The sequence below is a fragment of the Streptomyces sp. NPDC001709 genome (assembly GCF_053596375.1).
Genome location: NZ_JBSFGB010000001.1, coordinates 215,533 through 236,960 on the forward strand (window position 1 = coordinate 215,533; position 21,428 = coordinate 236,960).

The 21,428-nt window shown below is 72.3% G+C and carries 18 protein-coding genes; 13 read left to right on the forward strand and 5 right to left on the reverse strand.

From position 1 onward, the window contains the following. Positions 1-74: 74 nt before the first annotated feature. The 9 genes from ACWC0C_RS01135 to ACWC0C_RS01175 all read left to right on the forward strand — a co-directional run bounded on the left by ACWC0C_RS01135 (position 75) and on the right by ACWC0C_RS01175 (position 11,415). Complete coding sequence (locus ACWC0C_RS01135) at positions 75-869, forward strand: TIGR03084 family metal-binding protein (protein ID WP_450860664.1); 795 nt, start codon at positions 75-77, stop codon at positions 867-869. Beyond that, positions 866-2,542, forward strand: coding sequence for an acyclic terpene utilization AtuA family protein (locus tag ACWC0C_RS01140; protein WP_450860666.1), 1,677 nt, complete (start codon positions 866-868; stop codon positions 2,540-2,542). The genes ACWC0C_RS01135 and ACWC0C_RS01140 overlap by 4 nt, the downstream gene beginning before the upstream one ends. Next, complete coding sequence (locus tag ACWC0C_RS01145; RefSeq protein WP_449200875.1) at positions 2,539-4,137, forward strand: acyl-CoA carboxylase subunit beta; 1,599 nt, start codon at positions 2,539-2,541, stop codon at positions 4,135-4,137. Before ACWC0C_RS01140 ends, ACWC0C_RS01145 begins: the two co-directional genes overlap by 4 nt. A gap of 8 nt (positions 4,138-4,145) precedes the next feature. Further along, positions 4,146-6,005, forward strand: coding sequence for an acetyl/propionyl/methylcrotonyl-CoA carboxylase subunit alpha (locus ACWC0C_RS01150; protein WP_450860669.1), 1,860 nt, complete (start codon positions 4,146-4,148; stop codon positions 6,003-6,005). A gap of 7 nt (positions 6,006-6,012) precedes the next feature. Next, entirely contained in the window at positions 6,013-7,173 is a 1,161-nt protein-coding gene (locus tag ACWC0C_RS01155) for an acyl-CoA dehydrogenase family protein (protein WP_450860671.1), read from the forward strand. 26 nt (positions 7,174-7,199) lie between these two features. Further along, positions 7,200-8,771, forward strand: coding sequence for a 4-coumarate--CoA ligase family protein (locus tag ACWC0C_RS01160; RefSeq protein ID WP_449200878.1), 1,572 nt, complete (start codon positions 7,200-7,202; stop codon positions 8,769-8,771). Continuing rightward, positions 8,768-9,502, forward strand: coding sequence for an enoyl-CoA hydratase family protein (locus tag ACWC0C_RS01165; protein ID WP_450860672.1), 735 nt, complete (start codon positions 8,768-8,770; stop codon positions 9,500-9,502). Before ACWC0C_RS01160 ends, ACWC0C_RS01165 begins: the two co-directional genes overlap by 4 nt. A gap of 4 nt (positions 9,503-9,506) precedes the next feature. Then, complete coding sequence (locus ACWC0C_RS01170) at positions 9,507-10,142, forward strand: TetR/AcrR family transcriptional regulator (protein WP_449200880.1); 636 nt, start codon at positions 9,507-9,509, stop codon at positions 10,140-10,142. Positions 10,143-10,377: 235 nt separating this feature from the next. After that, positions 10,378-11,415 (forward strand): isopenicillin N synthase family dioxygenase, encoded by a 1,038-nt coding sequence (locus ACWC0C_RS01175; RefSeq protein ID WP_449200881.1) that lies wholly within the window; start codon positions 10,378-10,380, stop codon positions 11,413-11,415. Positions 11,416-11,490: 75 nt separating this feature from the next. Here the strand turns inward: ACWC0C_RS01175 and ACWC0C_RS01180 are convergent, their stop codons facing one another. Then, positions 11,491-12,591: a citrate synthase 2 gene (locus tag ACWC0C_RS01180; protein ID WP_449200882.1), complete on the reverse strand. Its 1,101-nt coding sequence runs from the start codon at positions 12,589-12,591 to the stop codon at positions 11,491-11,493. 178 nt (positions 12,592-12,769) lie between these two features. On the opposite strand from ACWC0C_RS01180, the gene pdxH reads away from it, so the two are divergent. Both pdxH and ACWC0C_RS01190 read left to right on the forward strand, forming a co-directional pair. Beyond that, complete coding sequence (pdxH, locus tag ACWC0C_RS01185; protein ID WP_450860675.1) at positions 12,770-13,456, forward strand: pyridoxamine 5'-phosphate oxidase; 687 nt, start codon at positions 12,770-12,772, stop codon at positions 13,454-13,456. Positions 13,457-13,835: 379 nt separating this feature from the next. Further along, the gene (locus tag ACWC0C_RS01190) at positions 13,836-14,591 is read left to right on the forward strand and encodes an SIS domain-containing protein (protein ID WP_449200884.1); all 756 of its coding nucleotides are present in this window, start codon (positions 13,836-13,838) and stop codon (positions 14,589-14,591) included. A gap of 23 nt (positions 14,592-14,614) precedes the next feature. Here the strand turns inward: ACWC0C_RS01190 and ACWC0C_RS01195 are convergent, their stop codons facing one another. Then, positions 14,615-16,003: a PAS domain-containing protein gene (locus tag ACWC0C_RS01195; RefSeq protein ID WP_450860677.1), complete on the reverse strand. Its 1,389-nt coding sequence runs from the start codon at positions 16,001-16,003 to the stop codon at positions 14,615-14,617. 268 nt (positions 16,004-16,271) lie between these two features. Between ACWC0C_RS01195 and ACWC0C_RS01200 the strand changes: the two genes are divergently transcribed. Continuing rightward, positions 16,272-16,964, forward strand: a complete 693-nt coding sequence (locus ACWC0C_RS01200; RefSeq protein ID WP_020940714.1) for a metal-dependent transcriptional regulator — start codon at positions 16,272-16,274, stop codon at positions 16,962-16,964. 333 nt (positions 16,965-17,297) lie between these two features. Then, positions 17,298-18,197: an alpha/beta fold hydrolase gene (locus ACWC0C_RS01205; RefSeq protein ID WP_450860679.1), complete on the forward strand. Its 900-nt coding sequence runs from the start codon at positions 17,298-17,300 to the stop codon at positions 18,195-18,197. Positions 18,198-18,293: 96 nt separating this feature from the next. On the opposite strand, the gene ACWC0C_RS01210 is transcribed toward ACWC0C_RS01205, so the two are convergent. From ACWC0C_RS01210 to ACWC0C_RS01220, 3 genes are read right to left on the reverse strand one after another with little or no spacing between them, the layout of a single operon-like run. Further along, positions 18,294-19,880, reverse strand: a complete 1,587-nt coding sequence (locus tag ACWC0C_RS01210; RefSeq protein ID WP_450860681.1) for a transporter — start codon at positions 19,878-19,880, stop codon at positions 18,294-18,296. Continuing rightward, on the reverse strand, positions 19,877-20,653 hold the full coding sequence (locus ACWC0C_RS01215; RefSeq protein ID WP_450860682.1) for an ABC transporter ATP-binding protein: 777 nt from the start codon (positions 20,651-20,653) through the stop codon (positions 19,877-19,879). The genes ACWC0C_RS01210 and ACWC0C_RS01215 overlap by 4 nt, the downstream gene beginning before the upstream one ends. Positions 20,654-20,686: 33 nt before the next feature. Continuing rightward, the gene (locus ACWC0C_RS01220) at positions 20,687-21,352 is read right to left on the reverse strand and encodes a bifunctional DNA primase/polymerase (RefSeq protein WP_449200889.1); all 666 of its coding nucleotides are present in this window, start codon (positions 21,350-21,352) and stop codon (positions 20,687-20,689) included. Positions 21,353-21,428: the final 76 nt, after the last annotated feature.

Genomic DNA, 21,428 nt, shown 5'->3' on the forward strand with positions numbered 1-21,428 from the left:
CCACGGGCGCCCCGCCCGGCTAAATTCATGCAAGCACGCTTGATTGTTTCTGTCGGCACTGCCATCCTCACTCCATGGCCGACCCGACGCCCGTCATCGACGACCTGCGTGCCGAGAGCGAGGAACTCGACCTGCTCGTGGCCGAGTTGAGCCCCGAGCAATGGGCGCTGCCCACCCCCGCGCCCGGCTGGACCCTCGCCCACCAGATCGCGCACCTCGCCTGGACCGACCGCTCGGCGCTGCTCGCCGTCACCGACGCGGACGCCTTTCACGCGCTGGTCGAGAAGGCGCTCGCCGCCCCCGACTCCTTCGTGGACGAGGGCGCGGAGGCCGGCGCCCGGCTCGCGTCCGCCGAACTGCTGCGGACCTGGCGGACCGGACGTGAAGCCCTCGACCAGGCCCTGCGCACCGCACCACCCGGCGCCCGTTTCCCCTGGTACGGCCCGCCCATGTCGGCCGCCTCCATGGCAACGGCCCGCCTCATGGAGACCTGGGCCCACGGCCTGGACATCGCCGAGGCCCTGGGTGTGGTCCGCGCCCCTACCGACCGACTCAGGCATGTGGCCCGGCTCGGGGTCCGCACCCGCGACTTCGCCCACACCGTCCATGGGCTCACCCCGCCCGCCGAGGAGTTCCGGGTAGAACTCACCACAGCAGACGGTGAGGTGTGGACATACGGCCCCGAGGACGCCCCGCAGCGCGTCACCGGCCCCGCCCTCGACTTCTGCCTCCTCGTCACCCAGCGCGCCCACCGGTCCGACCTCGCCCTGACCGCCGTCGGCCCGGACGCCGACCGCTGGCTGGACATCGCGCAGGCCTTCGCGGGCCCGCCCGGCACCGGCCGCCCGCCGAAGGGGGCCCAGGCATGACGGTGCTGCGCATCGGCAACTTCTCCGGCTTCTACGGCGACCGCTCCGACGCCCTGCGCGAGATGCTCACCGGCGGCGAGGTCGACGTGCTCACCGGCGACTACCTGGCCGAACTCACCATGCTGATCCTCGCCCGCGACCGGCTGAAGGACCCCGGCGCCGGTTACGCCCGCACCTTCCTGCGCCAGCTGGAGGACTGCCTGGGCCTCGCCCACGAGCGCGGGGTGAAGATCGTCACCAACGCGGGCGGACTCCATCCGGCCGGACTCGCCGCCGCCGTACGGGAGGTGGCCGGGCGCCTCGGCATCCCGGCCCGGATCGCGCATGTCGAGGGCGACGACCGCACCGCCGAGCACCCCGGCACCCTCGCCGCCCACGCCTATCTCGGCGGCTTCGGCATCGCCGAGTGCCTGCGGGCCGGTGCGGACGTCGTCGTCACCGGGCGCGTCACCGACGCGGCCCTCGTCACCGGGCCCGCCGCCGCCCACTTCGGCTGGAGCCCCACGGACCACGACCGGCTCGCGGGCGCCGTCGTCGCCGGGCACGTCCTGGAGTGCGGGACGCAGGCCACCGGCGGGAACTACGCGTTCTTCCAGGAGGGGGACATACGCCGGCCGGGCTTTCCGCTCGCCGAGATCCACGCCGACGGCACCAGTGTCATCACCAAGCACCCCGGCACCGGCGGCCTGGTCGACGTCGGCACGGTCACCGCGCAGCTGCTGTACGAGACCGGCGGCGGACGGTACGCCGGGCCCGATGTCACCGCCCGGCTGGACACCGTACGGCTGAGCCAGGACGGGCCGGACCGGGTGCGGATCGAGGGGGTGCGGGGCGAGGCGCCGCCGCCGACCCTGAAAGTCGGGCTCAACCGGCTCGGCGGCTTCCGCAACGAGGTCGTCTTCGTCCTCACCGGACTCGACATCGAGGCCAAGGCCGACCTGGTGCGGGCACAGCTCACCGACGCGCTCACCAAGTCACCGCCCACAGAGGTCCGTTGGGAGCTGGTCCGCACCGACCGGGCCGACGCCGGCACCGAGGAGATGGCGAGTGCGTTGCTGCGGCTCGTCGTGCGGGACGCGGACGAGCGGGTCGTCGGGCGGGCGCTGAGCGGGGCCGCCGTGGAGCTGGCACTGGCCAGCTACCCGGGCTTCCATATGCTGTCCCCACCTGGAAAGGGCTCCCCTTATGGGGTCTTCGAGGATGTGTACGTCCCCCATGGCGCCGTAGACCACAGGGCCGTCCTCCATGACGGACGCCGTGTCCCTGTGCCTCCGCCCCACGACACCCGGCCCCTGGACGCCGTACCGGAACCCGACCTTCCGGACCCCCTCCCGCCCGGACCGACCCGGCCCGCACCCCTCGGCCTGGTCGCCGGGGCCCGCAGCGGGGACAAGGGCGGGAACGCCAACGTCGGCGTCTGGGCCCGCAGTGACGACGCCTGGCGGTGGCTCGCGCACGAGCTGACCGCCGAAAGGTTCCGCCAACTGATCCCCGAGAGCCGGGACCTGCCCGTCACCCGGCATCTGCTGCCGAACCTCCGCGCGGTCAACTTCGTCGTCGAGGGCATCCTCGGCGCGGGCGTCGCCGCGCAAGCCCGCTTCGACCCGCAGGCCAAGGCCCTCGGTGAATGGCTGCGCTCCCGCCACCTGGACATCCCGGAGGCCCTGCTGTGACCACCCTGACCTCGGCCCTGGATCCGGGCGGCCCCGACTACCGGGCCAACCGCGAGGCCATGCTCGCCAAGCTCGCCGAACTCGACGCCGAGCACGCCAAGGCGCTCGCGGGCGGCGGCGAGAAGTACGTCGGGCGGCACCGGGAACGGGGCAAGCTGCCGGCCCGCGAGCGCATCGAGCTGCTCCTCGACCCGGACACGCCGTTCCTGGAGCTGTCCCCGCTGGCCGCCTGGGGCAGTGACTACACGGTCGGCGCCTCGCTCGTCACCGGCATCGGTGTGGTCGAGGGCGTGGAGTGCCTGATCACCGCCAACGACCCGACCGTGCGCGGCGGCGCCAGCAACCCGTTCAGTCTGAAGAAGGCCCTGCGCGCCAACGACATCGCCCTCGCCAACCGGCTGCCCTGCATCTCCCTGGTGGAGTCGGGCGGTGCGGACCTCCCCTCCCAGAAGGAGATCTTCATCCCGGGCGGCGCCATCTTCCGCGACCTCACCCGCCTCTCGGCCGCCGGCATCCCGACCATCGCGGTCGTCTTCGGCAACTCCACCGCCGGCGGCGCCTACATCCCCGGCATGTCCGACCACGTGATCATGGTCAAGGAGCGGGCGAAGGTCTTCCTCGGCGGACCGCCGCTGGTGAAGATGGCCACCGGCGAGGAGAGCGACGACGAGTCCCTGGGCGGCGCCGAGATGCACGCGCGCGTGTCCGGCCTCGCCGACTACTTCGCCGTCGACGAGCCGGACGCGCTGCGGCAGGCCCGCAGGGTCGTGTCCCGGCTGGGCCACCGCAAGGCATATCCGGATCCCGGCCCGGCCGAGCCGCCCAAGTACGACCCGGAGGAGCTGCTGGGCATCGTCCCCGGCGATCTGAAGATCCCCTTCGACCCGCGCGAGGTCGTCGCCCGGATCGTGGACGGCTCCGACTTCGACGAGTTCAAGCCGCTGTACGGGACCAGTCTGGTGACCGGCTGGGCCGCCCTGCACGGCTACCCGGTCGGCATCCTGGCGAACGCCCAGGGCGTGCTCTTCAGCGCGGAGTCGCAGAAGGCCGCCCAGTTCATCCAGCTCGCCAACCAGCGGGACATCCCGCTGCTCTTCCTGCACAACACCACCGGCTACATGGTCGGCAAGGAGTACGAGCAGGGCGGGATCATCAAACACGGCTCGATGATGATCAACGCGGTCAGCAACAGCAGGGTCCCGCACCTGTCCGTGCTCATGGGGGCGTCGTACGGCGCCGGGCACTACGGCATGTGCGGGCGCGCCTATGACCCCCGCTTCCTGTTCGCCTGGCCCAGCGCCAAGTCGGCCGTCATGGGCCCGCAGCAGCTCGCGGGCGTGCTGTCGATCGTCGCCCGCCAGTCGGCGGCGGCGAAGGGCCGGCCGTACGACGAGGACGCGGACGCCGCCCTGCGGGCGATGGTGGAGCAGCAGATCGAGTCCGAGTCGCTGCCGATGTTCCTGTCCGGGCGGCTGTACGACGACGGGGTCATCGACCCGCGCGACACCCGCACCGTCCTCGGCCTGTGCCTGTCCGCCCTCCACACCGCGCCGTACGAGGGCGCGCGGGGCGGCTTCGGCGTCTTCCGGATGTGAGGGACCACGTGATTTCGACTCTGCTCGTCGCCAACCGGGGCGAGATCGCCTGCCGGATCTTCCGCACCTGCCGTGAGCTGGGCATCCGGACGGTCGCCGTGCACTCGGACGCGGACGAGAACGCGCTCCACGCGCGCGTGGCCGACACGGCGGTACGACTGCCGGGGGCGGCGCCCGCCGAGACGTATCTGCGCGGCGACCTGATCGTGAAGGCGGCCCTCGCCGCCGGCGCGGACGCCGTGCACCCCGGATACGGCTTCCTCTCCGAGAATCCCGACTTCGCCCGTGCCGTCCAGGGCGCCGGCCTGACCTGGATCGGCCCGCCCCCGGAGGCCATCGAGGCGATGGCGTCCAAGACCCGCGCGAAGGACCTGATGGGCCTCGCGTCCCTCGCCGAGTCCGAGATCACCGAGGCCGATCTGCCGGTGCTGGTGAAGGCGGCCGCCGGTGGCGGGGGGCGCGGGATGCGGATCGTGCGCCGCCTGGAGGAGCTGAGCGGCGCACTGCGGAGCGCGCGCGCCGAGGCCGCGAGCGCCTTCGGCGACGGCGAGGTCTTCGTGGAGCCGTACCTGGAGCACGGCCGCCATGTCGAGGTCCAGATCCTCGCCGACGCCCACGGCACCATCTGGCCGCTCGGCACCCGCGACTGCTCCCTCCAGCGCCGCCACCAGAAGGTCATCGAGGAAGCCCCGGCACCCGGCCTCCCCGAAGGGCTCACGGAGGATCTGTACGCGCTGGCCGTACAGGCCGTGTGCGCCGTCGCCTACGAGGGCGCCGGCACCGTCGAGTTCCTGGTCGCCGACGGCCGCGCGCACTTCCTGGAGATGAACACCCGCCTCCAGGTCGAACACCCGGTGACGGAGGCCGTGTTCGGCATCGACCTGGTCGCCGAGCAGATCCGCATCGCCGAGGGCCACGCCCTGCCGAAAGAGCCGCCACGCGCGCGTGGCCACGCGATCGAAGCCCGCCTGTACGCCGAGGACCCCGCCCACGACTGGGCCCCGCAGACCGGCACCCTGCACCACCTCGCCCTGCCGGCCGGGGTCCGCCTGGACACCGGTTACACCGACGGCGACACCATCGGCGTCCACTACGACCCGATGCTCGCCAAGGCCGTAGCCCACGCACCCACACGCGCGGAGGCGATCCGCAGGCTCGCGGGCGCCCTGGAGCGGGCGGACCTGCACGGCCCGCTCACCAACCGGGAGCTGCTGGTGCGCTCCCTGCGGCACGAGGAGTTCGTCCGGGCCCGCATGGACACAGGCTTCTACCACCGCCACCTCACCGAGCTGACCGAGCCCGCACCCGACCCCCACGCCCCGCTGGCCGCCGCCCTCGCCGACGCCCACGCCCGCTCCCGCTTCGGCGGCTGGCGCAACCTGCCCTCCCAGCCGCAGGTCAAGCGGTACGAGATGGCGGGGGAGGAGCACGAGGTCCACTACCGGCACACCCGGCAGGGCCTCGCGGCCGACGGGGTACGGGTCGTACACGCCGACGCGCGCGTGGTCGTACTCGAAGTGGACGGCGTGGAGCGGAAGTTCACGATCGCCCGCTACGGCGACGAGGTCCACGTCAACTCCACCCGCCTCACCGCCCTGCCCCGCTTCCCCGACCCCACCGCCCAGCTCGCACCGGGTTCCCTGCTCGCCCCGATGCCGGGCACGGTCGTACGCGTCTCCGAAGGCCTGGAGGTGGGGGCGACCGTCCAGGCGGGCCGGCCCCTGATCTGGCTGGAGGCGATGAAGATGCAGCACCAGATCTCGGCGCCGGTCACGGGAACGCTCAGCGCGTTGCACGTCAGGACCGGTCAGCAGGTGGAGCCCGGAATGTTGCTCGCCGTAGTGCAGGAACCGGAACCCTCTTCTTAGGAGCCGCATGTCTCCCGTCATCGAAACCGAAGAGCACAAGGCCCTCCGATCCGCGGTGGCCGCCCTCGGCAAGCGCTACGGCCGCGACTACCTCACCCGCACCATCGCCGAAGGAAACCCCCTCACCGAACTCTGGTCCGAGGCCGGAAAGCTCGGCTACCTCGGCGTCAGCCTGCCGGAGGCGCACGGCGGCGGAGGCGGCGGCATCAGCGAACTCTCCATCGTCCTCGAAGAGCTGGGCGCCGCGGGTTCCCCCCTCCTCATGCTCGTCGTGTCCCCGGCCATCTGCGGCACCGTGATCTCCCGCTTCGGCACCGACGCCCAGAAACGGCAGTGGCTGCCCGGAATCGCCGACGGAACCCGCCTCATGGCCTTCGGCATCACCGAACCCGACGCCGGCTCCAACTCCCACCGCATCACCACCACGGCCCGCCGCGACGGCACCGACTGGCTCCTCACCGGCCGCAAGGTCTTCATCTCCGGCGTCGACATGGCCGACGCCGTCCTGATCGTCGGCCGTACCGAAGACGCCCGCACCGGACGCCTCAAGCCCTGCCTGTTCATCGTCCCGACGGACGCCGAGGGCTTCCAGAAACGGCCGATCGACATGGAACTGGCCGCCGCGGAGAAGCAGTTCGAGCTGGTCCTGGACGACGTACGGCTGCCCGCCGACGCGCTGGTCGGCGACGAGGACGCGGGTCTGCTCCAGCTGTTCGCCGGGCTCAACCCCGAACGCATCATGACGGCGGCCTTCGCCATCGGGATGGGCCGGTACGCGCTCGCCAGGGCGGTCGAGTACGCCCGCGACCGCACCGTGTGGAAGACCCCCATCGGCGCCCACCAGGCCATCGCCCACCCCCTGGCGCAGGCGCACATCGACCTGGAGCTGGCCCGGCTGATGACGCAGAAGGCGGCCCACCTCTACGACGCCGGCGACGACATCGGCGCGGGCGAGGCCGCGAACATGGCCAAGTACGCGGCGGGGGAGGCCTGCGTGAAGGCCGTGGACCAGGCCGTGCACACCCTCGGCGGCAACGGCCTCACGCGCGAGTTCGGGCTCGCCTCGCTGATAACGGCCGCACGCGTGGCTCGTATTGCCCCGGTGAGCCGGGAGATGATTCTCAACTACGTCTCTCACCAGACCCTGGGCCTGCCCAAGTCGTACTAGGCGACCGCGACCGCACTGGAGGAACCGTGTTCCGCAGCGAGTACGCAGACGTTCCGCCCGTAGAACTCCCCATCCACGAGGCCGTCCTGGGCCACGCCGCCGAGTTCGGCGAGCGTCCCGCCCTCGTCGACGGCACGGACGGCACCACCCTCACGTACGAGCAGGTGAACCGGTTCCACCGGCGCCTCGCCGCCGGTCTCGCCGACGCGGGCGTCCGCAAGGGCGATGTCCTCGCCCTGCACAGCCCCAACTCCATCGCCTTCCCGACCGCCTTCTACGCGGCCACGCGCGCGGGTGCCTCCGTCACCACGGTGCACCCGCTCGCCACGCCCGAGGAGTTCGCGGGGCAGCTCGGCGACAGCGGCGCGCGCTGGATCGTCACCGTCTCGCCGCTGCTGGAGTCGGCCAGGCGAGCGGCCGAACTCGTGGGCGGGATAAGGGAGATATTCGTCTGCGACAGCGCGCCCGGCCACCGGTCGCTCATCGACATGCTCGCCACCACCGCACCCGAGCCGCGGCTCGCCTTCGACCCGGCCGAGGACATCGCCGCACTGCCGTACTCCTCCGGCACCACCGGCGTCCCCAAGGGCGTGATGCTCACCCACCGGCAGATCGCCACCAACCTCGCCCAGCTGGAGCCCGCCGTACCGGCCGGGACGGACGAGCGCATCCTCGCCGTCCTGCCGTTCTTCCACATCTACGGCCTCACCGCCCTGATGAACGCGCCCCTGCGCAAGGGCGCCACGGTCGTCGTCCTGCCCCGCTTCGACCTGGAGACCTTCCTCGCGGCGATCGAGAACCACCGCATCACCGGCCTGTACGTCGCCCCGCCGATCGTCCTGGCCCTCGCCAAGCACCCGGCGGTCACCCGTTACGACCTCTCGTCCCTGAAGTACGTGCTGAGCGCCGCCGCCCCACTGGACGCCCGGCTCGCCCGCGCCTGTGCCGAGCGGCTGGGCCTGCCCCCGATAGGCCAGGCCTACGGCATGACGGAACTGTCCCCCGGCACCCATGTCGTCCCCCTCGACCGGCTGCGCGACGCCCCCGCCGGCACCGTCGGCAGGCTCATCGCCGGTACCGAGATGCGGATCGTGTCCCTGGACGACCCCGGCAAGGACCTCGGCACCGGCGAGTCCGGCGAGATCCTGATCCGCGGCCCCCAGGTGATGAAGGGCTACCTCGGCCGCCCCGACGCCACCAGCGCCATGATCGACGCCGAGGGGTGGCTGCACACCGGGGACGTGGGACACGTCGACGAGGGCGGCTGGCTGTTCGTCGTGGACCGGGTGAAGGAACTCATCAAGTACAAGGGCTTCCAGGTGGCCCCCGCCGAACTGGAGGCCCTGCTGCTCACCCACCCCGGCATCGCCGACGCCGCCGTCATCGGCGGCCGCGACGACGACGGCAACGAGGTCCCGCACGCCTTCGTCGTCCGCCGGGCCGACGCCGCCGAGCCGCTGACGGAGAACGAGATCATGCTGTACGTCGCCGAGCGCGTCGCCCCGTACAAACGGGTCCGCCAGGTCACCTTCATCGACACCGTCCCGCGCGCCGCCTCCGGCAAGATCCTGCGCAGGGAACTGAGGGAGCTGCTGTGACACTGATCAGCCGCACGCGCACGCGTGCCGTCGAGACCCTCGGCCTCGACTCCCCCGACACCCGCAACGCGCTCTCGGCGGCCCTCGTGTCCGACCTCGCGAGCGCCCTCACCGCCTGCGGCAAGGACCCGGACGTACGCGCCGTCGTCCTCACCCACACCGGCAACACCTTCAGCGCGGGCGCCGACCTGCGCGACCCGCCGCAGCCGGACGCCCTGGTCGGCCTGCTCCGGCAGATCGCCGAACTGCCGAAGCCGGTCCTCGCCCGCATCACCGGTCACGTCCGCGCAGGCGGCCTCGGCCTGGTCGCCGCCTGCGACATCGCCGCCGCCTCCACCGCGGCCACCTTCGCCTTCACCGAGGTCCGCATAGGCGTCGCCCCCGCGGTGATCTCCCTCCCGCTCCTCCCGCGCACCGACCCCCGCGCCCTGGCCCGCTACTACCTCACCGGCGAACGCTTCGACCCGGCGGAAGCCGTACGCCTCGGCCTCCTGACGACGACGGCCGACGACGTCGACGAGGCCCTCGCCCCCATCCTCGACGGCCTGCGCCGTTCCTCCCCGCACGCCCTGGCCGAGACGAAACGGCTGCTCACGGCTAGGGTGCTGGAGACATTCGACCGGGACGCGGCGGACCTGACCGCCCTCTCGGCCCGGCTGTTCGCCTCCGACCAGGCCCGGGAGGGGATGACGGCCTTCCTGGACAGACGAGACGCGGCATGGGTGGTGTGACCGGATGAGCACGACGGCGGAACGCGACGGCGTGGCCCGGCAGGACCCGAGCCCGAAGCCGGACCGCAGCCCCAAGCAGGACCGCAGCCGGGCCACCCGGCAGCGGCTCCTGGAGGCCGCCGTGGCCTGCCTGGCCGAACACGGCTGGGCGGGCTCCACCGTCGCCGTCGTCGCCGAACGCGCCGGCGTCTCCCGCGGGGCCGCCCAGCACCACTTCCCGACCCGCGAGGACCTGTTCACCGCCGCCGTCGAGTACGTCGCCGAGGAACGCTCCACCGCGCTCAGGGCCCTCTTCCCGGACCGTGCCGCCGACCGCCGGGCCGTCGTCGCCGCCCTGGTCGACCTCTACACCGGCCCCCTCTTCCGCGCCGCCCTGCACCTGTGGGTCGCCGCCTCCAACGAGGACCAGCTCCGCGCCCGCGTGACCGAGCTGGAGGCCCGCGTCGGCCGCGAGAGCCACCGCATCGCCGTGGAACTCCTCGGCGCCGACGAGTCCCGCCCCGGCGTCCGCGAAACCGTCCAGGGCTTCCTGGACATGGCCCGCGGCCTCGGCCTCGCCAACCTCCTCACCGACGACACCACCCGCCGCGAGGGGGTCGTCGCACAGTGGGCGGACCTGCTGGAACAGGCGCTGCGCTGAGTTCTCGACCGGTGAGGCGGGCCACACCCGTATCCGGCATCGGGCAGTACCCTTGCCCCATGCTTCCGATGCTCGTTCGCCGCCGCCACGTGGACTACGTGCGCGTCACGAGCATGGGCTGTCGGCCTTCGGCCTGATTCAGCCCCTTTTTTCTGCCCCTTCTTACGGCATTCTGGGCGCCGCCCCCTACCCTCGGCGGCCTGCCCGTGGCCCACACAACCCTGTGGACGCACCCATGACGACGCACACCGCGACGGCGACCCCGTCGTACGACCAGCTCCCCATCATCGACCTGTCGGCCGCCGACCGTGGCCCGCAGGCCCGCGCCCTGCTCCACGCCCAGCTGCACAGCGCCGCCCACGACGTCGGCTTCTTCCAGCTCGTCGGGCACGGCGTGACCCGGGCCGAGACCGACGCGCTGCTCACCGCCATGCGCGCCTTCTTCGCCCTCCCCGAGGCCGACCGGCTCGCCCTGGACAACGTGAACTCCCCGCACTTCCGCGGCTACACGCGTACCGGCGACGAGCGCACCGCCGGCGCCCGCGACTGGCGCGACCAGCTCGACATAGGCGCCGAACGCCCCGCCCGCGTCCCCGGACCCGGCGAGCCCCCGTACTGGTGGCTGCAGGGCCCCAACCAGTGGCCCACCGCCCTGCCCGAACTGCGCACGGCGGCCCTGACCTGGATCGACAGGCTGAGCGCGGTCGCCGAACGCCTCCTGCACGAGCTGCTCACCGCCATCGGCGCCCCCGCCGACTTCTACGACCCGGTCTTCGGCGACCGCGCCCACCCGCACCTGAAGCTGGTCCGCTACCCCGGCAGCGCGGGCGACGGCACCGACCAGGGCGTCGGCGCCCACAAGGACTACGGCTTCCTGACCCTGCTCCTCCAGGACACCGTCGGCGGCCTCCAGGTCCACCGCGAGGACGGCCTCTTCCACGACGTCCCGCCCCTCGACGGCGCCTTCGTGGTCAACCTCGGCGAACTCCTGGAGGTCGCCACCAACGGCTACCTCCTGGCCACCAACCACCGCGTGGTGAGCCCACCCGGGGCAACGGAACGCTACTCGGTCCCGTTCTTCTACAACCCCCGCCTGGACGCGAGGGTCGACCCCCTCCCGTTCCCGCACGCGGCGAAGGCCCCGGGCATCACGACCGACCCGACGAACCCCCTGTACGCCGAGTACGGCTACAACGAACTGAAGGGCAAACTGAGGGCCCACCCGCTGGTGGCGGAACGGCACCACGGCACCTTGTTGACGCCGGCGGCGTGAACTCCCCAGGGGCGCGGGGAACTGCGCGACCAGCCACGACCGGCCCGCAGTCGCCCGCGCTCCTCAGGCACCGCTTCAGTGGGCGATATCGCCGTAACCCTCGATATCCCGCGGGCTACGCGCCCCCGGCCCCACATACCGAGCAGAAGGCCGCACCAGTCGTCCCGTCCGCTTCTGCTCAAGAATGTGCGCCGACCACCCGGCAGTCCGGGCGCACGTGAACATCGACGTGAACATGTGCGCCGGCACTTCGGCGAAGTCCAGCGTGATCGCGGCCCAGAACTCCACGTTGGTGGCGAGCACACGATCCGGCCGACGGTTGTGCAGCTCCTCCAGCGCGGCCTTCTCCAGCGCCTCGGCCACCTCGAACCGCGGAGCGCCCAGCTCCCGTGCCGTACGCCGCAGCACCCGCGCCCGCGGATCCTCGGCCCGGTAGACCCGGTGCCCGAACCCCATGAGCCGCTCACCCCGGTCCAGGGCGCGCTTGACGTAGGCCTGCGCGTCCCCGGTCCGCTCGATCTCCTCGATCATCCCGAGCACCCGCGACGGCGCACCTCCGTGCAGCGGCCCCGACATGGCCCCGACCGCACCGGACAGCGCGGCGGCGACATCCGCACCGGTGGACGCGATCACCCGCGCCGTAAAAGTCGACGCGTTCATGCCGTGCTCGGCGGCGGACGTCCAGTACGCGTCCACGGCCGCCACATGCTTCGGATCCGGCTCACCCCGCCAGCGGATCATGAACCGCTCCACGACCGAGTGCGCCTTGTCGATCTCCCGCTGCGGCACCATCGGCAGCCCCTGGCCGCGCGCGGACTGGGCGACGTAGGACAGCGCCATGACGGCGGCCCGCGCCAGATCATCCCGCGCCTGCCGCTCGTCGATGTCCAGCAGCGGTTTCAGCCCCCACACCGGGGCCAGCATGGCGAGCGCCGACTGCACGTCCACCCGGATGTCACCGGAGTGCACCGGGATCGGGAACGGCTCGGCGGGCGGCAGCCCCGGATTGAAGGCCCCGTCGACCAGCAGCCCCCACACGTTCCCGAACGAGACATGACCGACGAGATCCTCGATGTCGACGCCCCGGTAGCGCAGGGCGCCGCCCTCCTTGTCCGGCTCGGCGATCTCCGTCTCGAACGCGACGACTCCCTCGAGTCCGGGTACGAAATCGGACATCAGGCGGCTCCTCGTGAAGTGGTCGGCGGCGGTCACCCCGGTGATGCCCCGATCGGCCGGTGGTCATCCGGTGGTCAGTCGAACCACGGGGGGACCTGCACGATAACCCCCAGTGTCATCCTTGGGGAGTCCGTACGACACCGAGTGCCAGCGGCGTTCGATACGGCAAGATGACCGCGTGACCGACCGCGACCCCCTCCTGGACCCCGTCCTCGACCCCGCCGCCATGCGCAAGCAGTACCGGGCGGAGGGCCTCGCCGAACAGGACCTCGCCACGCACCCCATGGACCAGTTCGCCCGCTGGTTCGAGGACGCCGCCCGGGCGGCCCTGCACGGCACGGTCTACGAACCCAACGCGATGGTCGTCTCCACGGCGGACGCGACGGGCCGCCCCACCTCGCGCACGGTCCTGATGAAGCAGTTCGACACCGAGGGCTTCGTCTTCTTCACCAACTACGACTCCCGCAAGGCCGGCGACCTGGCGGAGAACCCGCACATCTCGCTGCTCTTCCCCTGGCACCCGCTGGCCCGCCAGGTGATCGTCACCGGCACCGCCCGCCGCACCGGCCGCGACGAGACCGCCGCCTACTTCCGCACCCGCCCGCACGGCTCCCAGCTGGGCGCCTGGGCCAGCCCCCAGTCGACGGTGATCACCTCGCGCACCGAACTGGACACCGCCTACGCCGAACTGGAGACCCGCTACCCCGAGGGCGAACAGGTCCCGGTCCCCCCGCACTGGGGCGGCTTCCGCATCACCCCGGCGACGATCGAGTTCTGGCAGGGCCGGGAGAACCGCCTCCACGACCGCCTGCGCTACGTCGCCCAGCCGGACGGCAAGTGGAGGGTGGAGCGCCTCGCCCCCTGAGAGGGCCCGAGAACGCAGACGACCCGCGGGCTGGGTTCCTCAAGGAGAGGAGCCGGCCGGACGTACCGGCAGCCCGCGGGTCGGGTGACTGCTTGGGAATGGGGCCGGCTGCACGCGTCTGTCACGTGCTGGTCCGGCACCGCACTGGATGTGGTGGCGGACCGCTAGCCCGCAGCCACCTCACGCGTCCGGTATTCATACATTTGCCGAACCACCTCCCTTCTCGTGTACCCCACACCTTAGGGAAGGCAAGGGAAGGCGCTCAAGTGATTTTTTCCGGACGCTGTCGGATGCGTCCGACAGGCCCCGCCCGTATTGACACCGCACTGGTCCAGACCGCACGGTGATCCGCGACACAGACGCTGCGAAGGGGCACCGCATGAGCGACGGCACGCCGGCCGACCTGTTCTTCGACGCCGCCATCACCCTGCTGCAACGGGTCCGTGAGGAGGAGGCCGAGTCGATCGGCGCGGCCGGTGCCCTGCTCGCGGACACCGTCGCCGCAGGGGGCCGCCTGTTCGCCTTCGGCGCCGGGCACTCGTCCCTGGCCGCCCAGGACGTCGTCTACCGCGCCGGCGGGCTCGCCCTGATGAACCTGCTGGCCGTACCCGGTGTCGTCGGCGTCGACGTCACCCCGGCCACCCTCGGCTCCGCCCTCGAACGTGTCGACGGCCTCGCGAGCGCCGTCCTGGACACCTCCCCGCTCCGCTCCGGCGACGCCCTGGTGATCATCTCCCTCTCCGGCCGCAACGCCCTGCCCGTGGAGATGGCCCGGGGCGCCCGCGCGCTCGGCGTGAAGGTCATCGGCGTCACCTCGGTCGCGTACGCCGCGCAGACCACCTCCCGGCACTCCTCCGGCACCTTCCTGAAGGACCACTGCGACATCGTCCTGGACTCGAAGATCGCCGTCGGCGACGCGGAACTCACCCTCGACACCATCCCCGCGCCCTTCGCCCCCGCCTCCACGGTGGTCACCAGCGCCCTGATGCAGGCCGTCATGGCGACCGCCGCCGCCGCCCTGGCCGACCGCGGCATCGAACCCCCGCTGCTGCGCTCCGGGAACGTCGACGGCGGCCACGAGTGGAACGGCCGCGTGCTGCGGGAGTACGGCGACCGGATCTTCTACCGGCGCTGAGCCACCCGGGGGCCCATCCCGGCCTATCCCTCCCGCACCGCGTCCGCCAGGTCGAGTGCCGCCGCGATGCGGACCGCCACGTCCTCCGCGTAAGCGGTGTCGGACCGCTCGAAGCGGCTGCGGCCGCAGCCGCGCAGGAACGTCACCACGCCCAGCGTCCGCCCCCGGCTGCGCAGCACCGCGCACAGGGCGTGCACGGCGTCGCCGGGCCACTGCCGGGCCAGCGCCCACTCCCGGGCCGCTTCCGCCGGGACCGACCCGGCGTCCGCGCGCACGGCTCCGGCCCGCTCCACACACTGCAGCGCCGGATGGCCCGGCTCGTAGCGCACGGGCAGCCCGGCCGCACCGGTGAGCAGGCTCGGCCCCGGTGCCCCGGCGGGCGTCGCGGCGAGCCGCACCAGCCGTACGGCCGTCTCCCCGCCGTCCGCGCGCGGGGACGGCACCACCCGGTCGATCAGCGCGTGGTCGGCGAAGCCGGCGAGGGCGAAGTCCAGGTGGACGGTGGCCGCCTCCGCCGGGTCCTCGCACTCGGCGGCGGCGCGCGCGGCCCGGTGCAGCTGGTTGGTGCGGAACCGCAGCAGCGCCGCCTCCTGCTCGGCCTGCTTGGCCTCCGTGACGTCCTGGAACAGCCAGCCGACGCCGAGCGGCACCGGTTCCTCCGCGAGCGGCGAGGCCAGCCGCACGAACCCGCTGCGCCAGCAGCGCCGCTTCTCGCCCTCCGCGGTGCGTACGGTCACCCACATCTCGGCGGGCGCGGGCGGCGCGCCCTCGGCCAGCACATGGGTGAGCGCGGCCTCCAGCTCCTCCACGCCCTGCGCGAGCAGTTCGCCGAGCGGCCGGCCCAGCGCGGACGTCCGCCCGATCCCGAGGACACGGGCCGCGTGCGCGTTGACGACGGCGGGCCGCAGATCGGCGTCGATGAGGACGACACCCCAGGCGGCGTCCTCGAACAGCGCCTCGCTCAGCGCGATCGACCGCTCCAGATCGATCTGCGTGTGCACCTCGCTGAACGCGCAGTACACCCCGGCCGGCTTGCCCTCGGGCCCGCGTACGGCGGCGGTCTGCGTCCGTACGAGGACCCGCCCGCCGTCCTTCGTGACCAGCGCGAACTCGTGCACCTGCCGCCCGGGTGCGTGCATCGCCGACATCAGCCGGGCCTGCACCTCCTCGGCGTCGGCGCTGCGCACCGCCCACCCGGCGAACCCGTGCCGCCCGACCGCCTCGCCGGCCGTCCAGCCGAGGATCCGCTCGGCCTCACGGTTCCAGTGCGTGACGACCCCGTCGGCATCGAAGGCGCACAGGGCCGCGTCCATGCCGTCGAGCAGCGCGGCGAGCAGATCGGATCCCCCGGACTCACCGGGCTCGTCCGGCCCCAGTTCATCGGTGGTCCCACTCCGCCGGGAAGCACTCACCTGGACCCCCTGCAGGCTGCGTCGGCGCGTATGTGGCGCACGGTTCGCTCACTGGCCTTCATTCAACTGGAACGTGACCCAGCCCACATCCTGTTCCCGCAAGATTGGTCCCACAAGATGGGTCCCACAGGATTGAGCGGTCACGGCCCGAACCCTCGCGGTGGCCCCGTTTTCCCGGCGGCCCCCGTATGTCAGTGGGATCCGGCAGAATTGGTGTCAGGGCCAGCGCACGCGCCGGGCTGCCGGCAGAGGTAATCGAGGGGCACGTATGTCCGGACTGATCGACACCACGGAGATGTATCTCCGCACCATCCTCGAGCTCGAAGAGGAAGGCGTCGTCCCCATGCGCGCCCGCATCGCGGAGCGGCTCGACCAGAGCGGGCCGACGGTGAGCCAGACGGTGGCGCGCATGGAGCGTGACGGCTTGGTCTCGGTGGCCAGCGACCGTCATCTGGAGCTGACCGACGAGGGCAGGAGGCTCGCCACGCGCGTGATGCGCAAGCACCGGCTGGCCGAGTGTCTCCTCGTCGACGTGATCGGCCTGGAGTGGGAGCAGGTGCACGCGGAGGCCTGCCGCTGGGAGCACGTGATGAGCGAGGCCGTGGAGCGCCGCGTGCTGGAGCTGCTGCGGCACCCGACCGAGTCGCCGTACGGCAACCCGATCCCGGGCCTGGAGGAGCTGGGCGAGAAGGACGGTGCCGACCCGTTCCTGGACGAGGGCATGGTCTCGCTGGCCGACCTGGACGCGGGCACCGACGGCAAGACGGTCGTCGTCCGCCGTATCGGCGAGCCGATCCAGACGGACGCGCAGCTGATGTACACGCTGCGGCGCGCGGGCGTGCAGCCCGGCTCCGTGGTGAGCGTGACGGAGTCGGCCGGCGGTGTCCTGGTGGGCAGCGGCGGCGAGGCGGCCGAGCTGGAGGCGGACGTCGCCTCGCACGTGTTCGTCGCCAAGCGCTGAGCATGAGAGGGCCCCGGCGCCTTGTGGCGCCGGGGCCTGTCCTCCCCTGTGCTGACCCGGAGCCCCGAGCTCTCAGGGTCATCCCCCTCGGACCGCTTTTCCCCGAGTGGTCCGCCTCCCGCCAGAAGAGATCCCCTCGGTGGCGGCGATCATTCCTTGAGGGGTGTCACTCGAACGAGGGGTGTTGTCCGCAGAGACGGAATCTTCGAATAAATATTCGACAGATTCGATAGTCTGCGGCGGCAGGACGAGTACGACAGCGACAGCAGCGAGTACGAGCGAGTACGGCAGTACACCGGTACGAGGCAGGCGGAGCTGGGGGGTGCCAGGCCCATGGCACGGCGTATCGACGTGACGGGAGCGGGCGGCGTGCGCCTGGCCGCCTGGGAGTTCGCCGACCCTCCCAAGACGGGGCTCGACGAGGCGGACGGCCAGGCGGACGACCAGGCGGACGCGGCGGCCGGCGCTCCCGGCGTGCTGTTACTGCACGGCCTGATGGGCCGCGCCTCCCACTGGGCCTCGACCGCCCGCTGGCTCGCCGCGCGCCACCGCGCCGTAGCCCTCGACCAGCGCGGTCACGGCCAGAGCGAGAAGCCCCCACAGGCCGCCTACACCCGCGAGGCGTACGTCGAGGACGCCGAGGCCGCCGTGGAACAGCTCGGCCTCGCCCCCGCTCTCCTCATCGGCCACGCCATGGGCGCGCTGACCGCCTGGCAGCTCGCCGCGAAGCGCCCCGAGCTGGTGCGGGGTCTGATCATCTGCGATATGCGGGCCTCCGCGCTGGGCGCCGCCTCGCAGCGGGAGTGGGCGGACTGGTTCGAGGCCTGGCCCGTTCCCTTCGCCACGCTGGCCGACGTGCGCAAGTGGTTCGGTGCGGACGATCCGTGGGTGGAGCGGCCGAATCCCGCGCGCGGGGCGTTCTACGCCGAGGTCATGCACGAGTGCGAGGACGGATGGCGGCCGGTGTTCGAGCCGGAGCAGATGCTCCGCTCCCGTGAGACGTGGGTGTACGACGCGCACTGGGAGGAGCTGGCCCAGGTGCGGTGCCCGACGCTGGTGGTGCGCGGGGTGGACGGGGAGCTGGGGCGGGCGGAGGCGCAGGAGATGGTGCGGGTGCTGCCGGCGGGTGAGTATGCGGAGGTTTGCGACGCCGGGCATCTGGCGCACTATGAACTGCCGTCGGCCTGGCGGGGGGCTGTGCAGCCGTTTCTTGATCGGGTGCTGGGGGATTGAGCGCGCCTTTTCGTCTGCCGGGTTGGGCTTTCGTCGGCGAGTGCGGGCGCGTGGGGGGTGCTCGCGCAGTTCCCCGCGCCCCTTGGGTAAGTCCCCCTACCCCTTGCTGACAGCCGCAAGGATCTCGGGTAGGCGTGCCGCTGTCCTCGGAGCTGCCAGGCGCAGGCCCAGAAGGGTCAGGACCGCGCCGTACGCGCCGCCGACCGGCAGCAGCAGCCACCTCCACGCCTCCCCCTCCGCGCTCACGTGGAGCCAGATGGTGAGGGTGAGGACGGGGGAGCAGAGCAGGGCCGCGGAGACCATGCCGCCGAAGATGGAGATCCAGGCGAGGCCCGCCTGGCCGGCGGCCACGTTCTTGTGGCCCTCCTGGGGGATGGAGTAGGGGAAGCGGGCCGAGGTCCAGGCGCCGGTGGCCAGCATCGCGCCGAGGAGCGCGAAGGACAGGCCCAGCACCTCCGGCAACTGTTCCCACGCGCCCAGCAGGGCCGTGGTCAGGGTGGTGACGAGTGCCGCGTACGGCAGGGTGATCAACAGCAGGGCGAGGGCGCGGCCGCGCAGCTCGGCGTAGGCGTCCCGGGGCGAGGAGATGGTCGTGGCCACCATCCAGAACGCGGAGGTGTCCTGCCCGAACTGGTTGTACATCTGGATGCCGAGCATCCCGGCGGCGAAGCACGCGAAGTAGATCGATCCGGTGCCCTGCACCGCGTTGAACACCGGCACGATCAGCCCGATCGCCAGCGAGGTCACCCAGGCGGCCTTGGTCTTCGGATCCCGCCAGATGTAGCGCAGGCTGCGCTCCATGACCGTACCCGTGCGGCCGCGCGGCAGGAGTCGTCCGAGTCCGGCGGCCGAGCGGCCGCGCTCCCCGGCGTCGACGGGCTGCAGCGTGGACTGGTCGGGCGCGGTCATCAGCCGGGTGAGGCTGCGCGCCCACACGACGATCAGCAGCGCCAACCCGGCCGCCGTCAGCGCGAGTTGGGCCACGGCGACGCCGTACGACCCCTCGCTCGCCGCGCGCACCGCCGCCACCGCCGATGCCGGCGGCACCCAGGACAGCACGTCCGCGACCGGCTGCAACCGCCCCAGCCCGGCCGAACCCAGCTGCCGTGCCGCGAAGTTGACCAGCTGCGCCCCGATCGCGATCACCAGCCCGCTCAGCACGGCCAGATCGCGGCCCTTCCTGCTGCTCAGCAGCCGTACGTTGGCCGTGGCGACGGCCCGTGCCAGCGCCACGCAGACCAGCAGGCCGAGGGCGACGGCGAGGACCGCCACGGCGTAGCCCGCGCCGCCCCGTGCGACGGACAGCGCGCAGCCCGCCAGCACCAGCAGCGTGAACAGCGGGCCGATGCCGACCAGGGAGGCCGCGAGCAGCGCCCGGACCAGGGGCCGGGGGCGCAGCGGGAGCATCACCAGCCGGGTCGGGTCCAGCGTCTCGTCGCCGGTCGGGAAGAACAGGGGCAGCACCGCCCAGCCCAGCGCCAGCACGGCCGTACCCGGCACGGCGACCGCGTCGGCGTGCGCGTGCCCGCGCAGTGTGAGCATCCCCAGCAGTTGCAGCAGCGCGAACAGGACCGCGACGACCGCCGACGCGACGAACGCGGCCCGCCGGCCCCCGGACTGCCGCAGCCCGCCCCGCAGCAGCGACAGTTTCAGCCGTACGACGGTGGAGGTGAGGTGCGTCATCGGGCCGCCCCGCCGCCCAGCCAGTCCAGATCGGACCCGGCGTCCCGGCCGCTCGCCCCGACCAGTTCCAGGAACGCCCCCTGGAGCGTCGGATGGGTGCCGCGCACTTCTGCCAGCGGTCCGGTGGCGCGGATCCGCCCGGCCGCCATCACCGCCACCCAGTCGCACAGCGACTCGACCAGCTCCATCACGTGGGAGGAGAACACGACGGTGGCACCGGAGGCCGTGTACCGCTCCAGGACGCCCCGGATGGTCTGCGCGGACACCGGGTCGACGCCCTCGAACGGCTCGTCCAGGAAGAGCACCTCGGGGTTGTGCAGGAGCGCGGCCGCGAGCCCGATCTTCTTGCGCATGCCGGTCGAGTAGTCGACGACGAGCTTGTGCTGGGCCCCGGCCAGGTCGAGGACCTCCAGCAGCTGTGTGGCCCGCTTGTCGACCTCGGCTCCCGGCAGCCCGCGCAGCCGCCCCGAGTACCCGAGCAGCTCCCGCCCCGACAGCCGCTCGAACAGCCGCAGCCCTTCGGGCAGGACGCCGATCCGCGCCTTGACGGCCACGGGGTCCCGCCACACGTCATGACCGACGACCTCGACGGTCCCGCCGTCCGGCCGCAGCAGACCGGTCACCATGGAGAGGGTGGTGGTCTTCCCCGCCCCATTGGGGCCGACCAGGCCGATGAACTTCCCGGCGGGCAGCTCGAGATCGATCCCGCCGACGGCAACCTGTTGCCCGAACTGCTTCCAGAGCCCGTGCACGCGTACTGCGACTTCGGTCATGCATGAAGGCTACGGCGGGGGAATTCCTTCGCGTTACCTGTCCCGCCCGCACGCATAGGCAAGCGGCGAGATCAACTCCTCCGCATCCGGCAACCACCGATTCGCCGGCGTAGGCCGGCAAGCCCACTGCACAGCCCCCCGGGACCCGAACCGAGTCGGGGGAGCGGCCACGTACGCCCCCTCACCGAGGGCCACCAGATCCAGAGACACGAGCGACCACCCGAGCTTCCGCACCAGCTCCGGCACCTTCGCGGACCCGCCCGGCAGCACGAAGAACTGCATCCGCCGATCAGGAGAGAGCGTGACCGGCCCCAAGGTCAGCTCCATCCGCTCCATCCGGGCGAGAGCCAGGAACCCCGCACTCTCCGGGACGGACAGCGCATCGAACGTCCGCCCCGTGGGCAGCAGGATCGACGCGGTCGGCTGCTTCTGCCACATCCGGCGCGCCACGGTCGCGCTGCCGGTCGCCTGGGTCGCCCAGTCGGGGCGCGCGGCATGCGCACCCGGCGCAGGGCAGGTGGCGTCGCCGCAGGAGCAGCGCTGCGTTCCGTCGACCGCTTCCAGCCAGGTGCCCGGGAACACGTCCCAGTGCCGTTCCTCGGCGTAGCGTACGGCGTTCTCCAGCAGCGATTCCCCGCGTTGCTGCGGAATCTGACCGGCAATCTGAGTTTTTTCGGCGCCCGCGATCGTCTCTTCCACGCTCCTCTCAACTCCCGCATCCAACTGGAGTTACGGCTGTAGCGCGCGCGGGGGTGGAGCATCGATTCCGCAGTCG